Annotated in this window: 15 protein-coding genes and 2 pseudogenes; 5 read left to right on the plus strand and 12 right to left on the minus strand. The window is 71.4% G+C overall.

From position 1 onward, the window contains the following. The first annotated feature begins 231 nt into the window (after positions 1-231). Positions 232-1,872 (plus strand): threonine/serine ThrE exporter family protein, encoded by a 1,641-nt coding sequence (locus OG386_RS20705; protein WP_328789386.1) that lies wholly within the window; start codon positions 232-234, stop codon positions 1,870-1,872. Positions 1,873-2,138: 266 nt separating this feature from the next. On the opposite strand, the pseudogene OG386_RS20710 reads toward OG386_RS20705, so the two are convergent. The 9 genes and pseudogenes from OG386_RS20710 to OG386_RS20750 all read right to left on the minus strand — a co-directional run. Next, positions 2,139-2,816 (minus strand): annotated as a pseudogene (locus OG386_RS20710) (VTT domain-containing protein); the annotation flags it as partial. 120 nt (positions 2,817-2,936) lie between these two features. After that, the gene (locus tag OG386_RS20715) at positions 2,937-3,695 is read right to left on the minus strand and encodes a MerR family transcriptional regulator (RefSeq protein ID WP_328789388.1); all 759 of its coding nucleotides are present in this window, start codon (positions 3,693-3,695) and stop codon (positions 2,937-2,939) included. 76 nt (positions 3,696-3,771) lie between these two features. Beyond that, entirely contained in the window at positions 3,772-4,554 is a 783-nt protein-coding gene (locus tag OG386_RS20720) for an ABC transporter permease (RefSeq protein ID WP_328789389.1), read from the minus strand. Beyond that, on the minus strand, positions 4,551-5,477 hold the full coding sequence (locus OG386_RS20725) for an ATP-binding cassette domain-containing protein (RefSeq protein WP_405788237.1): 927 nt from the start codon (positions 5,475-5,477) through the stop codon (positions 4,551-4,553). The genes OG386_RS20720 and OG386_RS20725 overlap by 4 nt, the downstream gene beginning before the upstream one ends. A 76-nt stretch (positions 5,478-5,553) precedes the next feature. Further along, positions 5,554-6,168, minus strand: coding sequence for a PadR family transcriptional regulator (locus OG386_RS20730; RefSeq protein ID WP_328789391.1), 615 nt, complete (start codon positions 6,166-6,168; stop codon positions 5,554-5,556). Between the two features lie 24 nt (positions 6,169-6,192). Next, the gene (locus OG386_RS20735; RefSeq protein ID WP_328789392.1) at positions 6,193-6,705 is read right to left on the minus strand and encodes a DinB family protein; all 513 of its coding nucleotides are present in this window, start codon (positions 6,703-6,705) and stop codon (positions 6,193-6,195) included. A gap of 111 nt (positions 6,706-6,816) precedes the next feature. Further along, positions 6,817-8,895 (minus strand): annotated as a pseudogene (gene mrdA, locus OG386_RS20740) (penicillin-binding protein 2); the annotation flags it as partial. A gap of 61 nt (positions 8,896-8,956) precedes the next feature. Further along, on the minus strand, positions 8,957-10,414 hold the full coding sequence (locus OG386_RS20745; protein ID WP_328789393.1) for an aldehyde dehydrogenase family protein: 1,458 nt from the start codon (positions 10,412-10,414) through the stop codon (positions 8,957-8,959). Positions 10,415-10,503: 89 nt separating this feature from the next. After that, the gene (locus OG386_RS20750; RefSeq protein ID WP_051880232.1) at positions 10,504-11,382 is read right to left on the minus strand and encodes a helix-turn-helix domain-containing protein; all 879 of its coding nucleotides are present in this window, start codon (positions 11,380-11,382) and stop codon (positions 10,504-10,506) included. Positions 11,383-11,743: 361 nt separating this feature from the next. Here OG386_RS20750 and OG386_RS20755 point away from each other — a divergent pair, with 361 nt between their 5' ends. Then, the gene (locus OG386_RS20755; RefSeq protein ID WP_078851551.1) at positions 11,744-12,253 is read left to right on the plus strand and encodes an ATP-binding protein; all 510 of its coding nucleotides are present in this window, start codon (positions 11,744-11,746) and stop codon (positions 12,251-12,253) included. Positions 12,254-12,363: 110 nt separating this feature from the next. Here OG386_RS20755 and OG386_RS20760 read toward each other — a convergent pair whose 3' ends face one another. Then, complete coding sequence (locus OG386_RS20760) at positions 12,364-12,609, minus strand: DUF397 domain-containing protein (RefSeq protein ID WP_030009198.1); 246 nt, start codon at positions 12,607-12,609, stop codon at positions 12,364-12,366. A 321-nt stretch (positions 12,610-12,930) separates the two neighbouring features. Here OG386_RS20760 and tatA point away from each other — a divergent pair, with 321 nt between their 5' ends. Beyond that, a complete protein-coding gene (gene tatA, locus OG386_RS20765; RefSeq protein ID WP_328789394.1) occupies positions 12,931-13,119 on the plus strand; it encodes a Sec-independent protein translocase subunit TatA in 189 nt (62 codons plus the stop codon). Here the strand turns inward: tatA and OG386_RS20770 are convergent. Together OG386_RS20770 and OG386_RS20775 are read right to left on the minus strand one after the other, a co-directional pair. Continuing rightward, on the minus strand, positions 13,116-14,330 hold the full coding sequence (locus OG386_RS20770; RefSeq protein ID WP_328789395.1) for a DUF2786 domain-containing protein: 1,215 nt from the start codon (positions 14,328-14,330) through the stop codon (positions 13,116-13,118). The two genes, tatA and OG386_RS20770, sit on opposite strands and share 4 nt — an antisense overlap. Continuing rightward, the gene (locus tag OG386_RS20775) at positions 14,300-14,713 is read right to left on the minus strand and encodes a winged helix-turn-helix transcriptional regulator (RefSeq protein WP_328789396.1); all 414 of its coding nucleotides are present in this window, start codon (positions 14,711-14,713) and stop codon (positions 14,300-14,302) included. Before OG386_RS20775 ends, OG386_RS20770 begins: the two co-directional genes overlap by 31 nt. 96 nt (positions 14,714-14,809) lie before the next feature. Here OG386_RS20775 and OG386_RS20780 point away from each other — a divergent pair, with 96 nt between their 5' ends. Further along, complete coding sequence (locus tag OG386_RS20780; protein WP_328789397.1) at positions 14,810-15,709, plus strand: NAD(P)H-binding protein; 900 nt, start codon at positions 14,810-14,812, stop codon at positions 15,707-15,709. 113 nt (positions 15,710-15,822) lie between these two features. Next, positions 15,823-17,538 carry a bifunctional 3'-5' exonuclease/DNA polymerase gene (locus OG386_RS20785; protein ID WP_328789398.1) on the plus strand — a complete coding sequence of 572 codons (1,716 nt, stop codon included), beginning with the start codon at positions 15,823-15,825 and terminating at the stop codon, positions 17,536-17,538. The last annotated feature ends 5 nt before the right edge of the window (positions 17,539-17,543 follow it).

The raw sequence follows: 17,543 nt of genomic DNA on the forward strand, positions 1-17,543 counted from the left end.
CGCCCCGCGCCCCTCGTGACATGGCGGGCGGTATCCCACGGGGATGCCGCCCGCCGTCGCGTTCGCGGGCCGGTGTGGCGGGCGCGGCCGGGTGTGCGCCGGGTCCGTGCCCGGTCCGTGCCGGGGTGCGGTGGGCGTGTGGTGGGCATGCGCTGGGTGTGCGCTGGGTGTGCGGCGGGAGGAAACGATTCCGCATACTGATACCCCGGGTGATCACGGACTGGAGGACGCGTGGCGGAGGCCGACGGGGCAGAGGACAGGAAGCCCCAGTCCGACGAGGCGCACAGCGCCTTCACGCCGCCGCCCGGCATGGAGCCGGACGTTCCCGAGGAGGACCAGCCCACCTCGGAATTCGCCCGTCCGGCGGGCGCCGATCCGGTGCAGCCCGAGCCCGAGGGGTCGGCCTTCGCCGCCCCGGCCACCTACCGGGCTGCGCAGTCCCCGCCCGCATACACCCCCGGCCAGGGCTTCCCCGTCGCGCAGATGAAGGAATCGCCCTGGCAGGACCGCATGCGCACGATGCTGCGCATGCCGGTCGACGTGCGGCCCGTACCGGAGCTCGTGCAGCGCCACAGCGAGACCGGGCCCGCCGTGGGCCGCGTGCTCGACCTGACCCTGCGCATCGGCGAGCTGCTGCTCGCGGGCGGTGAGGGCGCCGAGGACGTGGAGGCCGCGATGTTCGCGGTGGCCCGCTCGTACGGGCTGGACCGCTGCGAGCCGACCGTCACCTTCACCATGCTGTCGATCACCCACCACCCGTCGCTGGTGGGCGACCCGGTCACGGCCAGCCGGACCGTGCGCCGCCGCGGCACCGACTACAACCGGCTCGCGGCCGTGTTCCGGCTCGTGGACGACATCAGCGCCCACGAGATCGACGTGACGCTGGAGGAGGCCTACCGGCGCCTCGCCGAGATCCGCCGCAACCGGCACCCGTACCCCGGCTGGATGCTCACGGCCTCCGCCGGACTGCTCGCCGGAGCCGCCTCCACCCTCGTCGGCGGCGGGGTGCTCGTCTTCTTCGCCGCTGCGATCGGCGCGGTGCTCGGTGACCGCCTGGCCTGGCTGTGCGCCGGACGCGGGCTGCCCGAGTTCTACCAGTTCGTGGTCGCCGCGATGCCGCCGGCCGCCCTCGGGGTCGCGCTCAACATGACGGGGATCGACGTCAAGGCCTCCGCCGTGATCACCGGTGGGCTGTTCGCGCTGCTGCCGGGACGGGCCGTGGTCGCGGCCGTGCAGGACGGCCTGACCGGCTACTACATCACCGCGTCGGCCCGGCTGCTGGAAGTCATGTACCTCTTCATCGGCATCATCATGGGCGTGCTGGTGGTGCTCTACGTGGGGCTGCAGTTCGACGCCTCGCCGCGGCCGGAGGAGGTCCTCCAGATCCAGCAGCGGCCGCTGATCCAGATCGCCGCCTCGATGGTGCTGGTGTTCACCTTCGCGATCCTGCTCCAGCAGGAACGCTCCACCGTGTGGATCGTGACGCTGAACGGCGCGGTCGCCTGGGTCACCTTCGGGGCCCTGCACTACGCGGGTGGCATCCCGCCCGTCCCGTCCACGGCCATCGCGGCCGGGCTGGTGGGCCTCTTCGGGCAGCTCTTCTCCCGCTACCGCTTCGCCTCCGCCCTGCCGTACGTGACGGCCGCCATCGGCCCGCTGCTGCCCGGCTCGGCGGTGTACTACGGGCTGCTGCTGATCGCCGAGAACCGGTTGAACGAGGGCCTGGGCTCGCTGGTGAACGCCGCGGCCATCGCGCTGGCCATCGCGATCGGGGTCAACCTCGGATCGGAGGCCTCGCGGCTGTTCATGCGCATCCCGGGGGCCACGAGCGCCGCCAAGCGCCGCGCGGCCAAGCGGACCCGCGGCTTCTGAGCGCCCTGGTCCCTCCATCGGCACAAGCGTCGAGCCAGCGGCGCTGCGTCGAACGGGGGGTCCGTGACGTCGAGCACGGCCCGCAGACCCGCCGCGGCAAGCGATCGCATCACGGGCCACCCGGCCGTAGGCGGGAGCCGGGCCGGACGCGGCCCCCTACCGGGCACACGTACGCCCCGGGGCCTCTGGTGGGCCTTCCGGGGCGTTACGGGCGGGCGGGGCGCCGCAGGCGGGCGTCAGCGCTTGGCGTGGCGGCCGCGCGTGCCCGGAGCCTGCGGGGCGGAGCCGTCGGCCACGGCCTCGGTCGCCTCGGCACCGGCGTTCGCCTTGCTCTCCTTGCGGGCCTTCAGCACCTCGAAGACCACCGGGATGACCGAGAGCAGGACGATGGCCACCAGGATCGACTCGACGTTCGTCTTGATGAACTCGATCTGGCCGAGCCAGTAGCCGGCGACCGTGACGCCCGCTCCCCAGCCGATGCCGCCGATGATGTTGTAGGTCAGGAAGGTGCGGTACTTCATCGTGCCGGCGCCCGCGACCATCGGGGCGAAGGTGCGGATGATCGGCACGAAGCGGGCGAGCACGATGGCCTTCGGGCCGTGCTTGTCCATGAACTCGTGCGCCTTGTCCAAGTTCTCCCGCTTGAAGAGCTTGGAGTTCGGCCGGTTGAAGAGCTTCGGCCCGAAGAACTTGCCGATCATGTAGCCGACCTGGTCACCGATGATCGCGGCGGCCACGATCAGGGTGCAGACCAGCCACAGCGGCTGCTTGATGTACTGCCCGTCGGCGACCAGCAGGCCCGCCGTGAACAGCAGGGAGTCACCCGGGAGGAACGCGAAGAGTCCCGACTCGGCGAAGACGATGACCAGGATGCCGATCAGACCGAAGTGCGAGATCAGATAGTCCGGGGACAGCCACGTAGGGCCGAGCGCAAGCGTATACACGGGTTCCGGGCTCTCCTGGATCAGGGGTCGTGCTGCGGGACGGGCGGTTTTCAATTATCAACGCACACGACCCCCGCCCGGTTCCAGGCCCGGGAGGGGGTCGCTTGCGTGACATTCCGCTTACGCCTTGCGCACGCCGTTCGCCAGGATCGCGTCCCTCAGGTGCTCGGCGAGGCCCGGCTTCATCGCGTCGTAGAACGCCGTGAACCGCTCGTCCGCCACGTACATCTCACCGAGACACGCGTGCATCTCGTACGAGCAGTCGTAGAACCACCTGTGGATGTGCAGGCGGTGCTCCTCGGCCAGGTCCATCGCGCGCTCGCCCTCGGCGGATTCACCCGCCTCCATGGCCGCCACGTACCGGCGGCCCCAGTCGGCGGACTCGTCCTGGATCCGCTGCCAGTCCTCCTTCGTGTACGAGGCCGCCCGGCGCTGCGACTCGGCGTACGCCTCGGTATCGCCCCAGCGCTCCTCGACCTCCTGCGCGTAACTCTCCGGGTCCTGCTCCCCGAAGACCTCGAACTTCTCCTCGGGCGTGAGGTTGATGCCCATCTTCTGCGCCTCCATGGCGTGCTCAACGGCCTTGGCCATCTGCTGGAGCCGGGCGATCCGGTCGGTCAGCAGGGCATGCTGCCGGCGCAGATGCTCCTGAGGATCCGATTCCGGGTCGTCCAGCAGGACCGCGACCTCGTCGAGGGGGAAGCCGAGCTCCCGGTAGAACAGGATCCGCTGCAGCCGGTCCAGGTCGGCGTCGTCGTACCGCCGGTGTCCCGCGCCGCTGCGGCCGCTCGGGGAGAGCAGACCGATCTCGTCGTAGTGGTGCAGGGTGCGCACCGTGACCCCGGCGAAACCGGCGACCTGGCCCACGGAGTGGCCCATCTCTTCCCTCCTCTGCTTGCGTACGCCCTTCACTGTGGTTCCTCACGTCGCGTGAGGTGCAAGTCCTCTTCGGCGGCTACTTGCTCAGTCCCCGGTAGCGGCCCACCGCCAGCGGGAAGAAGACCGCGAGCAGCAGGAGCGGCCAGGCGACCGCCAGCAGGGCCGCGTGGTCGGCGGCCCACGACGGCGCGGCCGCGGCCGGGTTGCCGAACAGGTCGCGGACGGCCGTGGCCGTCGCCGAGAGCGGATTCCATTCCACCACCGCTCCCAGCCAGCCCGGCATCGACTCCGGCGTGGCGAACGCGTTGGACAGGAAGCCCACCGGCCACACCAGGATCTGCACCGCCTGCACCAGCTCCGGACGGCCGGCGACCATGCCGAGCCAGATCCCGATCCACAGCATCGCGAAGCGCAGCAGCAGGAGCAGCCCGAAGGCGAGCAGCGCGGCCGCCGCGCCGCCGTGCCAGCGCCAGCCGAGCAGCAGCCCGACCGCGGCGAGGACCGCCAGCCCCACCGCCGACTGGAGCATGTCGGCGGCGCTGCGGCCGACCAGGACCGCCGACGAGGACATCGGCATGGCGCGGAAGCGGTCGATCACCCCCTTGTTCAGGTCCTGGGTGACGGCCGTCAGGGTGGCCTCCAGCCCGAAGGCCATCGTGAGGGCGAGCATCCCCGGGACCAGGAACTCGACGTACTCGCCGTCGATCCCGCGCCCGCCGCCCACCAGGAAGCCGAACATCAGCAGCATCATCACGGGGAAGACGAGGCCGACGACCACCTGGACCGGCTGCCGCGCCCAGTGGGCGAGCTCGCGCCGGGTCATCGTCCAGGAGTCCGAGACCACCCATGCCGCGCTCATGCGGCCACCTCCTCGCAGTCGGTCAGGTGCAGGAAGACCTCGTCCAGCGTGGGGCGCCGGACGGCGAGGTCGGCCGCCTCGACGCCCGCCTCCTCCAGCGTCCGCAGGGTCCGGGACAAGCCCGCCATCCGGTCCTCCACCGGGAAGCTCAGGGTCAGGGTGTCGGGATCGACGAAGGGGTCGGGCAGCAGCCGCGTCGCCTCCGCCAGCCGTGCCGCGTCCCGCAGGACCACGACGATCCGGTCCGCCCCGACCAGGGCCTTCAGTTCGTCGGCCGTGCCCTCGGCCGCGACCCGGCCGCCGTCGATCAGGGCGATCCGGTCGGCCAGTTGGTCGGCCTCCTCCAGGTACTGCGTGGTGAGCAGGACGGTCGTACCGCCGCCGACCAGGGAGCGGACCGCGCCCCACACCTCGGCGCGGCCGCGCGGGTCGAGACCGGTGGTCGGCTCGTCCAGGAAGAGCACCTCCGGGTCCGTGATCAGGGAGGCGGCGAGGTCGAGCCGGCGCCGCATGCCGCCGCTGTACTGCTTCACCGCCTTGCGGCCGGTGTCCGCGAGGCCGAAGCGCTCCAGCAGTTCGTCGGCGCGCCGCCCGGCCCGGCGCGCGCCCAGGTGGTGGAGACGGCCGAACATCTCCAGGTTCTGCCGCCCGGCCAGTTCCTCGTCGAGCGCCGCGTGCTGGCCGAGCAGCCCGATGCGGGCGCGGACGGCCGCCGGGTCCGTGCGCACGTCGTGGCCCGCCACCCGGACCGCCCCCTCGTCGTGGCGGAGCAGGGTGCTCATGATCCGCACGGCCGTGGTCTTGCCGGCGCCGTTGGGGCCGAGCACCGCGTGCACGGTGCCGCGCGCCACCTCCAGGTCGAGCCCGGCCAGGGCCTGCTTGTCGCCGTAGCGCTTGTGGACACCTTCGACGGAGATCGCCAAGGCCACTCCTCACTAATCAAGCTTGACTACCAGGATCCGCAAAGGTAGTGCCCGCTCGCGGGCTAGTCAAACTTGATTAGGCGTAGGGGTTCTCCTGGCCCTCCGCCAGCACCCCCACGAACGGTTCGCCGCCCTCGCCCGCGAAGGAGTACGCGCCCCCCTCGATCCGGGCGACCAGCCCCCGCGTCCACTCCGCCTCCGCGTCCGCGGAGTGGACCCACATGTGCATGATCTCGCCGATGTGGCCCAGCGCCTCCGGGCCGCCCTCCGGCGTGTAGTAGTCCGTCACCGACGACCGCCAGAGCGCCAGCTTCGCCATCCGCTCCCGGAGCAGCGCGAGCACTTCTTCCCGCGGCAGGTCGACCATGAAGCCGATCGCCGCCGACAGCACGTCCGTCTTCTGGTCGTACGCCGCGAGGGCCTCGCGCAGCAGCCGGAAGTACTCCTCGCGGCCGGCGTCCGTCACCTCGTACTCGGTCCGCGGCGGCCCGCCCGCTGCGCTCGGCCCCACCTCGTGCGCGTGCAGGACGCCCTGCTTCGCCATCTGCTTGAGCGCGTGGTAGATCGATCCGGGCTTGGTGTTCGACCACTCGTGGGCGCCCCAGTACTCCAGGTCGTTGCGTACCTGGTATCCGTGGGCCCGCCCGTGCTGGCGGACCGCACCGAGGACAAGAAGCCGGATCGCTGACATGGGGCCAGGCTAAGCCCCTGCCGTCTAGCCCATCGCCTTGGTGCCGTCGAGGGACTCGCGGACGATGTCGGCGTGGCCCGCGTGCCGGGCGAACTCCTCCACCAGGTGCAGGAGCATCCAGCGCATCGAGACCTTGGCGTCCTTGGGGAACCAGGGCGCCGGCGGGAGAGGGAAGGTCGCGTCCAGGCTCGGGAGGGCGGCGACGAAGGCCGCCGTCTGCTCCGCGACCTCGTCCCAGAAGGCGAGGACCGACGGGATCGACTCGCCGTCGACCAGCCGGAAGGCCTCGCCCCAGGTCTCCTGGGTGCGCTCCCTTTCGTTCGGCGCCTGCTGGGCGAGGCGCAGCCAGTTCAGCTCGACCTCGGCCACGTGCTTGAGCAGACCGGACAGGGTGAGCTCGCTGACGCTGGGGCGGCTCGCGGCCTGCGCCTCGCTGAGCCCGAGGAGCGATTCGCGGATCGCCGTGCGCTGGGCCTCGACGAAGGCGAGGAGGGTGCCGCGCTCGTCGCCGAGGACTTCGGGGGAGATCTGAGCCATGACCGACCGCCTTATGCGTGAGGTGTCTTGTCGGGGGGCTCCTCCCCCCGACACGACACACGCTACGGAGCCTTGCGGTCAGATCCTGTCCTCATTGGCCGGTCAGTTGCCTTCGATCTCCCCGTCGGGGCGGATCGCCGGCAGGGCGGTGGCGGGCTGCGGGAGCAGGGCCTTGGAGAGGTCCTGCTTGCCCGTCGGGTCGAGCCCGTACATCGCCTCGTAGATGTTGCGGACCGCCGGTCCTGAGGCACCCGAGCCGGTGCCGCCCTGGGAGATCGTCATGACGATCGAGTAGTCCTCGGTGTACGAGGCGAACCACGAGGTCGTCTGCTTGCCCTGGACCTCGGCCGTACCCGTCTTGGCGTGCATCGGGATCTGCTTCTGCGGCCAGCCGCCGAAGCGCCAGGCCGCGCTGCCGTTGGTGGCCACGCCCGCCAGGGCCTCGTCGATGTCGTCGCGGGTCTTCGCGTCCATCGGCAGCTTGCCCTGCTCCTTCGGCGCGATCTCCTGGACCGACGTGCCGTCGGCACTGACGATCGCCTTGCCGATGCTGGGCTGGTGGAGCGTGCCGCCGTTGGCGATGGCCGCGTAGACGGAGGCCATCTGGATCGGAGTGACGAGCGTGTCGCCCTGGCCGATCGAGTAGTTGATGGCGTCGCCCTCACGCATCTGGTTGCCCTGGCGGCAGTTCTCGTAGGCGATCTTCTCGGCGAAGGAGCCGTTCTTCTTGCCGTCGCGGCACCAGGCGTCCTTGTTCGCGTCGAAGAAGTCCTGCTTCCACTTCCGGTCGGGGACCCGGCCGGGGACCTCGTTCGGCAGGTCGATGCCGGTGCGCTTGCCCAGCCCGAACTCGTGGGCGGTCTTCAGGAACCAGTCCTTCGGGTCCTTCTTCGGCTTGATGCCGCCGTCCTTCTTCCACTCCTGGTCCGCGAGGGCGTAGTAGACGGTGTCGCAGGAGACCTCCAGCGCCCGACCGATGGTGATGTCACCGTGGCCCTGCGACTCGAAGTTCGTGAAGGTCTGGTTGCCGACCGAGTACGAGCTGGGGCAGGGGTAGCGGTTGTTGAACGGGTACCCGGCGTTGACCGCGGCCGTCGAGGTGACCACCTTGAAGATGGAGCCCGGCGCCGCTTGGGCCTGGATGGCCCGGTTCAGCAGCGGGTAGTTCGACTGCTTGTCGGTCAGGCCGGCGTAGTCCTTGGCGGAGATGCCGCCCACCCAGGCGTTGGGGTCGTACGTCGGGTTCGAGGCCATCGCCACGACCCGGCCGGTCTTGGTCTCCATCACCACGACGGCGCCCGAGTCGGCCTCGTAGTTGCGGCCGGTGTTCTTGTCCCGGACCTTGCGGGCCTCGACCATCGCGTTGTTCAGCTCGCGCTCGGCGACCGCCTGCACCCGGGAGTCGATCGAGGTCACGATGTTCGAGCCGGGCCTCGCCGGGTCGGTCTGGCCCTGGCCGATGACCCGGCCGAGGTTGTCCACCTCGTAGCGGGTGATGCCCGCCTTGCCGCGCAGCTCCTTGTCGTACGTGCGCTCCAGGCCGGAGCGGCCGACCTGGTCGGAACGCAGGTACGGCGAGTCCGACTTCTTCGCCTTGGCGATCTCCTCGTCGGTGACCGGCGAGAGGTAGCCCAGCACCTGGGAGGTGTTGGCCGCGTCCGGAGCCGCGTAACGGCGCAGGGCGGTCGCCTCGGCCGTGATGCCCGGGAAGTCCTCGGGGTGCTCGCGGATCTGCAGGGCCTGCTCGGTGGTGGCCTCGTCACTGACCGGGATCGGCTGGTAGGGAGAACCGTTCCAGCAGGGCTGCTTGGTCTTGGCGTCGCAGAGCCGGACCTTGTCGATGACCTCCTGGGCGTCCATGCCCAGCACCCCGGCGAGCCGGGTCAGCACGGACTTGCCCCGGTCCTTCATGGTCAGCAGCTCGGTGCGGCTGGCGGAGACCACGAGGTGGGTCGCGTTGTCGGCGAGCGGGATCCCGCGCGAGTCCAGGATCGAGCCGCGCACGGCGGGCTGGACCACCTGCTGGACGTGGTTGTTCTTCGCCTCGTCCGTGTACTCCGAGCCATTGCGTATCTGGAGGTACCACAGGCGTCCGCCCAGCGTGAGCAACAGCGAGAAGACCACGATCTGGATGACGACGAGACGGTTCTGGACCCGAGGGGTCCGGCCGGTCTCCGGTATGTTGCTCAACTCGTTCTCCCCCGGGCGGCTTCCTACGCCCGGCCGAGTCTAGGGGTGCGGCCCCGAAGACTCAGAACGGGAAGGTCGTCCGGCCGTGCTGTACGGAGATCCACTTCTGTGTGGTGAAGGCCTCGATCGTGGCCTCGCCGTTCAGCCGGCCCAGGCCCGAGGCCTTCTCTCCGCCGAAGGCGGCCAGCGGCTCGTCCCCGATCGTGGAGTCGTTGACGTGGATCATGCCCGTCTCGATCCGCTGGGCGAAGCGGACGCCCCGCTCCACGTCCCGGGTGTGCACGGCGCCGCTCAGCCCGTAGGGGGTCGCGTTGGTCAGCCGTACGGCCTCGTCCTCGCCGTCGAAGACCACCAGCAGGGCCACCGGGCCGAAGATCTCCTGGCTCAGCAGCGGGGAGTCCTCGGGAATCCCGGCGAGCACCGTGGGTTCGACCAGGTTGCCGCGCGTAGACCCGCGTACGAGCGCCTGCGCGCCGGATTCCACGGCCTGGTCCACGAGCGCGGTCAGGGCGTCGGCCTGGAAGGAGTTGATCAGGGGGCCGATGTGGGTGTCGGCCTCGTGCGGGTCGCCCGTCTTGAGGGCGCGCACGCGCGCGGTGAACTTCTCGGTGAACTCCTCCGCGACCGAGGCGTCGACGAGGATCCGGTTCGCGGCCATGCAGACCTGGCCCTGGTAGACGAAGCGGCTGAAGACGGCCGCGTCCACCGCGTAGTCGAGGTCGGCGTCGTCGAGCACGACGAGCGCGCTGTTGCCGCTGAGCTCCAGGACCGTGCGCTTGAAGTGGCGGGCGGCGATCGCCCCGACGTGCCGGCCGACTCGGTCCGATCCCGCGAACGAGATGACCTTGGGGACGGGGTGGGTCAGGAGCGCGTCGCCTATCTCGGCGATGTCGGTGACCAGGACGTTCAGCAGGCCGGCCGGCAGCCCGGCGTCCTCGAAGATCTTGGCGATCACGCCGCCGCCCACGACCGGGGCGTTCTGGTTGGGCTTGATGACGACCGCGTTGCCCAGCGCCAGGGCCGGGGCGACCGACTTCAAGGCCACCAGGAAGGGGAAGTTGAAGGGGCTGATCACCGTGACGACGCCCACGGGGAGCCGCTGGACCCGGTTCTCCTTGCCCTTGACCAGCGAGGGCAGGATCCGCCCCTCGGGCCGGACGGCGAGCTGGAGGGACTCGCGGATGAACTCCATCGCGAGGTGGACCTCGTACTCGGCCTTGGGACGCGTCCCGCCGAGCTCGTCGATCATCGCCTCGACGATCTCCTTCTCGCGCTCCTCGGTGATCCGCAGGGCGCGCTCCAGGACGGCGCGTCTGATGTAAGGGCTGGTGGCGGCCCACTCGCGCTGGGCGCGCTCGGCGCCGCGGTAGGCCTGGTCCACCTGCTCGACCGTGGCCACGGTGATGGCCGCGAGCTTCTCCCCGTTGAAGGGGTTGACGTCGATGATGTCCCACGAACCGGTACCGGCCAGCCATTCGCCGTCGATGTACTGGTGAGCCAGGTCGCTGAATATGGACATGCCATCCCTTACTGCGAGCGCGCACCCGTGCGCTGCACCGGAGACCGATCGGTCATCATGCACTGATCAGACGTCATACTACGTGCGATTCAAGACAGTTGGAGCAGACCACGGAGAAGATCCCTGGTCCGTTCGGCATCGGGGCAGTCCGCCTGGAGCCGTTCCATCGCCCGCTCGTACTGCCCCACTTCCTCGCCCTTGTCCAGGTAGAGGGCACTGGTGAGCTGTTCCAGATAGACGATGTCCTGGAGGTCGGACTCGGGGAAGCGCAGCAGGGTGAAGGCTCCGCTCTCGCCCGCGTGTCCGCCGAAGGAGAAGGGCATCACCTGGAGCTGCACGTTGGGCCGTTGGGAGACCTCGATGAGGTGCTCCAGCTGACCGCGCATGACCTCGCGGTCGCCGTACGGGCGGCGCAGCGCGGCCTCGTCGAGGACGGCGTGGAAGACGGGGGCGTTCTCGGAGACGAGGACCTTCTGGCGCTCCAGGCGCAGGGCGACGCGGCGGTCGACCTCGGCGGCGGTGGCGCCGGGCATGCCGCGGCTGACGACGGCGTGGGCGTACGCCTCGGTCTGCAACAGCCCGTGGACGAACTGGACTTCGTAGATCCGGATGAGCGAGGCAGCGCCCTCCAGGCCGATGTACGTCTGGAACCATCCGGGCAGCACGTCGCCGTAGCTGTGCCACCAGCCGGTCGCATTGGCCTCCCGGACCAGCCCGAGCAGCGACTCGCGCTCCGTGCTGTCCGTCACTCCGTAGAGCGTGAGGAGGTCCTCGACGTCTCTGGCCTTGAAGCTCACCCTTCCCAACTCCAAGCGGCTGATCTTCGATTCGGATGCGCGGATCGAGTAGCCGGCCGCCTCACGGGTGATGCCGCGGGATTCTCGGAGTCGCCTGAGCTGGGAGCCCAGGAGGATGCGGCGCACCACAGAACCGCTTGCTTCTGCGGTCACTAGTACTGCCCTCCCCATCGCATTGGCGTGCGCGTGGTGTGCGCGAGCGTCTCGGGGCCCCCGTACCCCAGGGGCCGCAGTCGTACCCCAGGGGCCGCAGTCTGCCACCAAAACGCATCGGCTCGTACTCGTTCTGTAACGGAATCCCGTCTCCGGGAAAAGAAGTCCGTCAGTATGCGTAGGAAGAAATGAGTCAGAACCGTCACGGGAGCGGACAGGTCCGGCGCGTGCACGTGCATCTGCCCTTGCATCCGGCTCCGGCATTCGGAACGATGGTCCCCGCGCACCTGCGTGCTGTTCGCGCCGGCGCCGGACCCACCCCGCAGTTCTTTCTGGACGGAGACGACCGCTCCGCCCGCGAATCCCGGGAGTGCCTCGCATGGGGACGAATGGATCGACCATGCTCGAGCCGTTACGGCAGGGGCTGCCCCCGGTCGACCCCACGGCTGTCTCCGGGTCCGCCTCCTGCGCTCTGCCCGCCCGTTACGACGCGGTGCGCGGAGCCCGCTCCTTCTGTCGTTCGACCCTGTCCCAGTGGGGTCTCGACGACCGCTTCGACGACGTGGCCCTGGTCGTCTCCGAGCTCGTCACCAACGCGCTGCGCCATGCCCTGCCCGAGGACGCGCGGGGGGCCGACGCCGAGCCGGAGCCGCCCGTAAGGCTGCACCTGATGCGGTGGAGCACGCGGCTGGTGTGCGCGGTGCGGGACCCCAGCGAGGACCGGCCCGGAGGGGCGTTCTCGCCGGAGCGCACCGAGGAGAACTTCGACCTGGAGTCCGGGCGCGGGCTGTTCCTGGTGGACTCGTACAGCGACAGCTGGGGCTGGCACCCGCTCGCGGGCCGGCTGACCGGCAAGGTGGTCTGGGCGCTCTTCCTGCTCCAGGACTGAGCGGCCGCCGGCCGCCGATCAAGGGCGAACACAGGACAACTGGCCGGGATCGATCATTGCGATCGGTCCCGGCCAGTGCACGTGCATGGCTTGATGGGTGCGCTGTTCCGTCAGTTGATCAGGTGATCGAACTCGCCGTCCTTGACGCCCAGGAGCAGGGCCTCGATCTCGGCCGGCGTGTAGACGAGCGCCGGTCCGTCGGGAAAGCGCGAATTGCGCATGGCGACATCGCCTCCCGGCAGCCGTGCGAACTCCACGCAGGAACCCTGCGAGTTGCTGTGTCTGCTCTTCTGCCACGTCAGCTCAAACAAGGTAGCGAGTTCTGCAGCTGCCATCCCGTTGTACGCGTGGTCCACAGGAAGCCCCCGATAGTGCAGATGTCAACTCCTCCGGATCATAGCTGTGTTCACAAGCTGCTGCACGGGCAGATGCACGTGCACGCGGGGTGGTCCGTTAATCACAGACAGGTCCCTACTCACGGGTAGCGCTCCATCGTGACACCCGTCGCTCCCGTACCGGCTTCTCGCCGGCCCCGTGTCGCCGCGCAGCGCCTCGACTCATGGCGCCGAGCGCAACGACTTTCAGGACTTCTTCAGATTTGTCCTGACCCGGGCCGGGGCTGTTCCATGAGCCGGTCGTTCGAAAAGCAGCCGACCCGTCCGAAAGGTGGAACGCCCGTGTTCCGCAACGCCGTCCAGCCCTGGCACCTGCTCGTGCTCCTGGTGGTCTGCCTGCTGGTGTTCGGTTCCAAGAAGCTCCCCGACATGGCCCGCTCGCTGGGCCGGTCGATGCGCATCCTGAAGTCGGAGGCGCACGCCCTGCGCTCGGAGGACTCCCGTACGGACGCGGGTACGGGTACTCCCTAGCGGGGCAGCGGCTTCTGCCTGCCGCCCATGTGGGCGCGGTCGGCGGCGGCCGTGCCGTCCTCCCAGCCCGCGTGGTCGGTGGCGCCGCGCAGCCGGGTCGTGGTGGTCCGGGGGAACATCTCCTCCGCCCGCGAGGTGACCGCCACGTCGCGGGCCACCAGGGCCGGCAGGTTGTCGGGGGCCTCCGTCGCCGCGTGCTCGGCGGTCTCGGCGAGCCGGTGGCCGAGCCGGCTGGCATAGGCGAGCAGGAAGGACTGTCGGAACGTCTTCGTCCGCTTGCGCCCGCCGGAGCGCTGCGCGGCCTCCGCGCGGGTCATCGCCGCCGTGCCCTGCACGAGCAGCGAGGTGTAGAGCAGCTCCACCGCCTCCAGGTCGCTCTCGAAGCCGACCACCGTGGAGAACTCGAAGCCGCTGTTCCACACCGCCCGGCAGCGGTTGGCGGTGGCCACCGCGTCGAGCAGCACCGCCTTCGCCTCCTCGTACGGCGGCTCGACACCGATCCTGCAGGCGCCGGGCACCTGGGCCGGGCCCTTGCCGCTCGCCGCCAGCAGCGCCTCGTCCACGGTGTGCCGGGCCATCAGCTCCTGGGCCTTGGCACTGAGCGCCTCCGCCTCGTCCGGGAAGTTCGTCGCCTCGGCCTTGGCGAGCAGGGCCCGGATCCGGCCCAGCATGCGCGGCTCGATGTGGGCGTGCTCGGCGAGCGCGTCGGCCGGGTCACCGGGCAGCGGACCCACCGGTTCTATCGAGGGCAGCCGGATCAGCAGCCGCAGCACCTCAAGGAAGGCGGTGGCCAGCGTGAACCGGTCGGTCCGTTCCCGCTGCGCGAGCCGGTCGGCGTACTCCTCGTCACCCGTCCACCACACCTCGGCGGCGCCCCAGCGCGCCGGGAGCCGGGCGTAGCGGCGCGCCTCGGCGGCGATCAGGTCCCCGGTGATCCTCAGGTGCCGCTCGTCGAGGTCCCGGCGGACCAGCCGCAGCACGTCGGCCGGCTGCCAGCCCCGCTCCCAGCCCTGGCGTACGTACGCCTCCCCGCGCGCCAGCAGCTCCCGCCCGACCGCGGGCCAGCCCCCCTGGTCCGCGACGAGCAGCGAGGCGCCGGTGTCCAGCCCGGCGTCGTCCTGGGCGTAGAGGGCGGCGGCGAAGGCTCGGTCGACGGTCTCGGCAAGGTCTCTCACACCCCTCAGCTTGGCATGTCCGCCTTCGCGTCCCATTCCCGGCGGGCGGCCTCGATCCGTGCGCGGTGGGCCAGCGACCAGTCCGCGAGGCCCTTGACCAGGAGGGTCAGGCTGCGGCCCAGGTCGGTCAGCTCGTACTCGACCTGGGGCGGCACGGTGGCGTGCACGGTCCGGGTGACCAGGCCGTCGCGCTCCAGCCGGCGGACGGTGAGGGTGAGCATCCGCTGCGAGATGCCGTCGACCGCGCGCTGGAGCTCCTTGAACCGGCGCATGCCGGCGCCGAGTTCCACCACGACGAGGACGGACCACTTGTCGCCGAGCCGGTCGAGGACGTCGCGGATGCCGCAGTCGTCGTCGCAGCTCAACAGCGGCTCGGGCAGGGGCTCGGGGGTGGTTATCCCGGTGTGCCCTACTGACATGGAAGTGCCTCCTTACGCGCCGTGCGCCCGTCGGCACACGATGTTCCCGCCCCCGAAGCCAATCAGGCCGACCGACGCGAACACGAAGGACTCCCCATGCTTTTGATCACCGGCACCTCCGGCGGACTCGGCTCGCTGATCGCGCGCCGGCTGGCGGACCACCCCGACAGCACGGACCGGCCGGGCGTCCGGTTCGGCACCCGCGCCCCGGACGGCCCCGGTCAGGTCCGGGTGGACTTCGACGACCCGGACTCCCTCGACTTCACCGGGGTGGACACCCTGCTGCTCATCTCGGCCGGTTACGGCGAGGACGACCAGGTCATCGCACGGCACGGGGCCGCCGTCTCGGCCGCCGAGCGGGACGGCGTGCGGCACGTCGTCTACACCAGCCTCACCGGGGCGGGCGACCACCTGCCGTACGCGCTGGCGCACCGCTGGACGGAGCGCCGCCTGCGCGGCTCCGGCCTGGCCTGGACCGTCCTGCGCAACGGCCTGTACGCGGAGCTGCTGGCCGCGCTCGCCGCGCCGGGGCCCGACGGGGTGATCACCGCCCCGCTGGGCGCGGGCCGGCTGGCGGCGGTCGCGCGGGAGGACCTGGCGGAGGTGGCGGTCCGGGTGGCCCTGGCACCCGACGCGCACGCCGGGCAGGTCTACGAACTGGTCGGCGACCGCCCGCTGGGCGGAACGGACCTCGCCGCGGCGGTGGGCGCCCGCTACGCCCCGGGCTCCCTGGCCCGGGCCCGCAGCGCCCTCTCCGGCCCGGACGCGGCGGCCTTCCAGCCCCCGATGCTGGTGGCCACGTACTCGGCCGTCGCCGCGGGCTTCCTCGACGCCCCGGACGACGGCACCCTGCCCCGCCTCCTGGGCCGCCCGCCGCACCCGGCCCTGGAGGTGTACGCGCGCACGGCCGCCCCTTCCGGCCCGGCCGATCCCAGCCCGGCCCATCCCAGCGCCGCCCATCCCAGCCCGGCCCATCCCAGCCCCGCCGGCGTTTGAGGCGCGGGGTCCGGGGCGGAGCCCCGGCAACGGCGCCGCACCCGGCCCGCTGACCTGCACCCCGCGGCACGTCGGCGCAGCCACTGTCAGACCCCGGTGGGACACTCGCACCCATGAGCGACCGCACTCCCCGGTGGGCCCTCGCCGAGGACGGCGACGGGTGGTGGCACGCCGCGCCCGTACCCCCCACGGACGGCGTCCGGCTCCGCGTCCGCGACCCCGCCGAGGCGATCCGCTCCGCCCCGCCCGGCACCCGCTGGGTCTGGCGGTCCACCGCGGCCGTGTACCCCCGCCTGCTCGCCGCAGGCGCACGCGTCGAGCGGTGCCACGACATCGAGGACGCCGAGCTCCTGCTCCTCGGCCACGAGGGCCGCTTCGGGGAGCCCCGCTCGGCGGCCGCCGCCTGGGCCAGGCTCACCGACGCCCCCGTACCGCCCGATCCGCGCCCGCGCGCCGCCGAACCCCGCGCCCAGGACTCCCTCTTCGACCCGCAGCCCGCCCCGGTCCCCCTGGACGCCCTGCTCGCCGTCCACGCCGACCAGGCGGAGCGGCTCGACGCCACCGCCCACCCCGACCGGATGCGGCTGCTCACCGCCGCCGAGTCGGCGGCCTTCCTCATCGCCGCCGAGATGAACCGCGTGGGCCTGCCCTGGCGGGCCGACGTGCACCGCGCCCTGCTGACCGAGCTGCTCGGTGAGCGGTACGCGGGTGGTGGGGAGCCCCGGCGCCTCGCCGAGCTGGCGGACCGCGTGTCCGCCGCCTTCGGCAGGCGCGTGCGCCCCGATCTGCCCGCCGACGTCATCAAGGCCTTCGCCGGGGCCGGGATCAAGCTCAAGTCCACCCGGCGCTGGGAGATCCAGGAGCTGGACCATCCCGCCGTCGAGCCGTTGATCGAGTACAAGAAGCTGTACCGGATCTACACCGCCCACGGCTGGGCCTGGCTCGCGGACTGGGTCCGGGACGGTCGCTTCCGCCCGGAGTTCATCCCCGGCGGCACCCTCACCGGCCGCTGGGTCACCAACGGCGGCGGGGCCCTGCAGATCCCCAAGGTGATCCGCCGGGCCGTGGTCGCCGACCCCGGCTGGCGGCTCGTCGTCGCGGACGCCGACCAGATGGAGCCGCGCGTGCTCGCCGCGATCTCCCGCGACCCCGCCTTCATGGAGGTCGCCGGGGAGGCCTCGGACCTCTACACCGCCGTCTCCCGCCAGGGCTTCTCCGGCGACCGGGAGAAGGCCAAGCTCGCCGTGCTCGGCGCCGTCTACGGCCAGACCTCCGGGGATGGCCTGAAGAACCTGGCCGCGCTGCGCCGCCGCTTCCCCCGGGCCGTCGCGTACGTGGACGACGCGGCGAAGGCCGGGGAGGAGGGCCGGCTCGTACGGACCTGGCTGGGCCGCACCTGCCCGCCGCCCGCCGGCTCCGGCGACGGGGACGAGGCCGGTGACGGCGGCGTCGACCCCGGCGAGGGGTACGGGGAGGGCGGGGCCGTGACCCCGCAGGACCGGGACGACGGCTGGACCCCGAGCTACGCCTCCACCAACACCCGGGCCCGCGGCCGGTTCACCCGCAACTTCGTCGTCCAGGGCAGTGCGGCCGACTGGGCCCTGCTGCTGCTCGCGGCCCTGCGGCAGGCGACCGCCGGAATGCGGGCCGAGCTGGTGTTCTTCCAGCACGACGAGGTGATCGTGCACTGCCCGGCCGAGGAGGCCGGGGCCGTCGTGGAGGCGATCCGGGCCGCCGGCGAACGGGCCGGCCGGATCGCCTTCGGCGACACCCCCGTCCGCTTCCCGTTCACGACGGCCGTCGTGGAGTGCTACGCGGACGCCAAGTGAGGGCG

It is taken from the genome of Streptomyces sp. NBC_00273, assembly GCF_036178145.1.
GTDB lineage: Bacteria > Actinomycetota > Actinomycetes > Streptomycetales > Streptomycetaceae > Streptomyces.

What these genes read in the sequence shown, in the direction of transcription:
- OG386_RS20715 (WP_328789388.1), bottom strand. Translation starts at nt 3,695, where the DNA reads ATGGGCCACTCCGTGGGCCAGGTCGCCGGTTTCGCCGGGGTCACGGTG.
- OG386_RS20720 (WP_328789389.1), bottom strand. Translation starts at nt 4,554, where the DNA reads ATGAGCGCGGCATGGGTGGTCTCGGACTCCTGGACGATGACCCGGCGC.
- OG386_RS20730 (WP_328789391.1), bottom strand. Translation starts at nt 6,168, where the DNA reads ATGTCAGCGATCCGGCTTCTTGTCCTCGGTGCGGTCCGCCAGCACGGG.
- OG386_RS20735 (WP_328789392.1), bottom strand. Translation starts at nt 6,705, where the DNA reads ATGGCTCAGATCTCCCCCGAAGTCCTCGGCGACGAGCGCGGCACCCTC.
- OG386_RS20745 (WP_328789393.1), bottom strand. Translation starts at nt 10,414, where the DNA reads ATGTCCATATTCAGCGACCTGGCTCACCAGTACATCGACGGCGAATGG.
- OG386_RS20750 (WP_051880232.1), bottom strand. Translation starts at nt 11,382, where the DNA reads ATGGGGAGGGCAGTACTAGTGACCGCAGAAGCAAGCGGTTCTGTGGTG.
- OG386_RS20755 (WP_078851551.1), top strand. Translation starts at nt 11,744, where the DNA reads ATGGGGACGAATGGATCGACCATGCTCGAGCCGTTACGGCAGGGGCTG.
- OG386_RS20770 (WP_328789395.1), bottom strand. Translation starts at nt 14,330, where the DNA reads ATGGGACGCGAAGGCGGACATGCCAAGCTGAGGGGTGTGAGAGACCTT.
- OG386_RS20775 (WP_328789396.1), bottom strand. Translation starts at nt 14,713, where the DNA reads ATGTCAGTAGGGCACACCGGGATAACCACCCCCGAGCCCCTGCCCGAG.
- OG386_RS20780 (WP_328789397.1), top strand. Translation starts at nt 14,810, where the DNA reads ATGCTTTTGATCACCGGCACCTCCGGCGGACTCGGCTCGCTGATCGCG.
- OG386_RS20785 (WP_328789398.1), top strand. Translation starts at nt 15,823, where the DNA reads ATGAGCGACCGCACTCCCCGGTGGGCCCTCGCCGAGGACGGCGACGGG.